Raw genomic sequence first — 2,701 nt, 5'->3', positions numbered from 1 at the left:
TTTTTAGTGAAAGTTGAGATTTAGGGATGGTTTGTTCTTATCGTGCAAAGGTTTCAAATTATAAAATAGGTTATAAAACTATACACTATTGAATATACAAAATAGCAATTTATAAAATTTTTAACTGTTATAAAATCTCTCATGATATGTTTGCATATGATATAGAATTAGCCTAAAAAATCTACAAAAATTATCTATCTGATGAGTGATGAAATCAAAATATTGGGCTCATAGCTGTTAATAGAGTTTTGTAAAGTGCAAATTGCTATTTAAGTCAACAGTACTATGAAAATATTGGTAAGCCCCACAAGGTTTATATAATTATTGAGGCAGATATATATGAAATGGCAAGGTGGTAGACGTAGCACAAATGTGCGTATGAGTGGCGGTAAAGCTGCAGGTGGGGGTATATTCGGTATTATCATAGGTTTAGTACTGTGGTTAGTATTTGGCGTAAATCCAATGACTGCCTTTCAAACCGGTCAGAGTATGACAGGTGGTAGTAGTACTACTCAGCCTGCAAATGACGACAGCCGCGATACTCAATTTGTAGAGTCTGTTTTGGCAAATACCGAAGATGTCTGGACTCAGATTTTTAGTGAATTAGGCATGACTTATAAACAACCTACTTTAGTCTTATTTAATGGGCGCACAAATTCTGCTTGTGGTAGTGCTACGTCAGCGTCAGGCCCTTTTTATTGCCCTGGGGATCAACAAGTATATTTAGACACTTCATTTTTTGCAGAAATGCGCAATAACCTTGGTATAGCTGGAGATCAGCAAGGTTCAGCCGAGGTTGAAAATCAAGGTAAAGCAGGTGACTTTGCGCAAGCTTATGTTATTGCCCATGAAGTAGGACATCATGTACAGACGTTGCTTGGTATCTCTCAAAAAGTAACTGAAGCCCGTCGACAAGTGAACGAAACGCAAGCCAATCAATTGTCTGTGCGTCAAGAGTTACAAGCTGACTGTTTTGCAGGTGTTTGGGCCAACCGCAATCAACAACGGGTTGATTACCTAGAACCAGGGGATCTTGAGGAGGCGCTAAATGCTGCTAGTCAGATTGGCGATGATCGTTTAACTCGTGGGACTGTGTCACCAGATAACTTTACTCATGGAACAAGTCAACAACGGGTGAATTGGTTTACCCGAGGTCTTCAAAGTGGAGATATCAACAGCTGTGATACTTTTTCAGGTTCTATCTAGGCAATGACTGTCTAAATATGCTTTTTTAAATTATTAAAGCAAAATCATGATAAAGGTGATTATGTCTTTAAAACTAAAATATGCTGTCCTAATTTAAGTTTATTTTTCCAGCCCTAAAATAAGTTGATGGATTCCAACTAGCCAGATACCTTATGTATTTGGCTAATTTTCATACGGAATCCTCTTAACTTCGATAAATCATAAAACGAATTCTTATATTTAAACTTAAAATCGGTTTGATAGTAGGTTAGATATAGACTGCCTCATTAATGAGCTTATTTAACTCATCTAATCTCCTACCTTCACAAACATAGAACTCATCATTTAGCATATCATTGACGCGGTTAGATAAAGCGTTTTGATACCAATCTTAGCCGTCTGTCATAGATGGGAAATAACTCAAATTTAAAGCATTAACTAAGTTAAACTAAACCACAATTTAACCCCTGTAGTAAAATCTATAAATCTTAGACTATTGTAGAATTTTGCTTTCTTCTTCACAAATTATCGGTTCGTTAAATGCTAACGTACTTTTTAAAGCACTACCCAATTTATTAGATAAGAGTGAACTATTGATTAGTCTTAAATAAACTTATCAATATCTCACTCAATTTTATGGAGTGTATTATGAGTAAAGATACAATAAATGAAAAAGATAAAAGCGATAAAATACAAGATAACAATCCCAAATCAAATTTAAGTTTTTGGCAACGTTATGAAGCGCCCATTCTACTGACGACAGTTGGCGGCGCTATTGATACCATAGCTTTTGTGGGTTTGCTAGGTTTTTTTACAAATCATGTCACAGGGAACTTAGTGATGGCCGGTGGCGGATTTGTTAAAGAAGGGGAGGGATTATGGATAAAGCTAGGTGCTCTGCCCGTATTTTTAATTGCTGTGGTTATCTCTAAACGTTTCATTGCGAAAAGTAACCATAGTGATCATATACTAAGCAATTTATTATTTGCTGAAGTGGTGTGCTTAACGGCATTTTTAATTGCTGCGGTATTGTTTGGACCATTTCAGGAAGCTGGCGCTATTGATTTAGCAATTACTGGGTTTTTAGGCTTGATAGCTTTTGCTATTCGTAATACTGCAGGTAAAACGGTCATGAGTAAAGTGCGTCCTACCTTGCTTATGACAGGGAATACCACCCAGCTTGGTATCGATTTATCGGACTACATTTTTGACCGTACCAGCTGTAATATGGACAGCTTAAAGCATAGTGCCACTGTGGTAACCAGTTTTACCCTCGGCGCTTTAGTAGGTACATTGTTATATATCCAAGTTGGACTTTGGGCTATTGCGCCATTTATATTACCTGTACTTTACTTAGCTTTTGCTGTGCGTGATGAGAGTTATAGACAAAGGCAACTTATAAATCTTTGATTTAAAATAGTAGCCAATTAGTGTTTAATATCTTTAAATAATCAATAAATTAAATAATTTATAGCTCATGTTGAACTTTTAATTGGTTGAAAATGAGCATTTGTTA

The 2,701-nt window shown here is 36.0% G+C and carries 2 protein-coding genes; both read left to right on the top strand.

All coding sequences use genetic code 11. The features are described 5' to 3' along the window. Positions 1-339: 339 nt before the first annotated feature. Positions 340-1,206, top strand: coding sequence for a neutral zinc metallopeptidase (locus tag QZ265_RS10485; protein ID WP_296405954.1), 867 nt, complete (start codon positions 340-342; stop codon positions 1,204-1,206). Between the two features lie 627 nt (positions 1,207-1,833). Beyond that, positions 1,834-2,595 (top strand): YoaK family protein, encoded by a 762-nt coding sequence (locus QZ265_RS10480; RefSeq protein WP_296405951.1) that lies wholly within the window; start codon positions 1,834-1,836, stop codon positions 2,593-2,595. Positions 2,596-2,701: the final 106 nt, after the last annotated feature.

It is taken from the genome of Psychrobacter sp. (genome assembly GCF_018260395.1).
Lineage (GTDB): Bacteria > Pseudomonadota > Gammaproteobacteria > Pseudomonadales > Moraxellaceae > Psychrobacter.
This window is presented reverse-complemented; position numbering and strand designations above follow the sequence as displayed.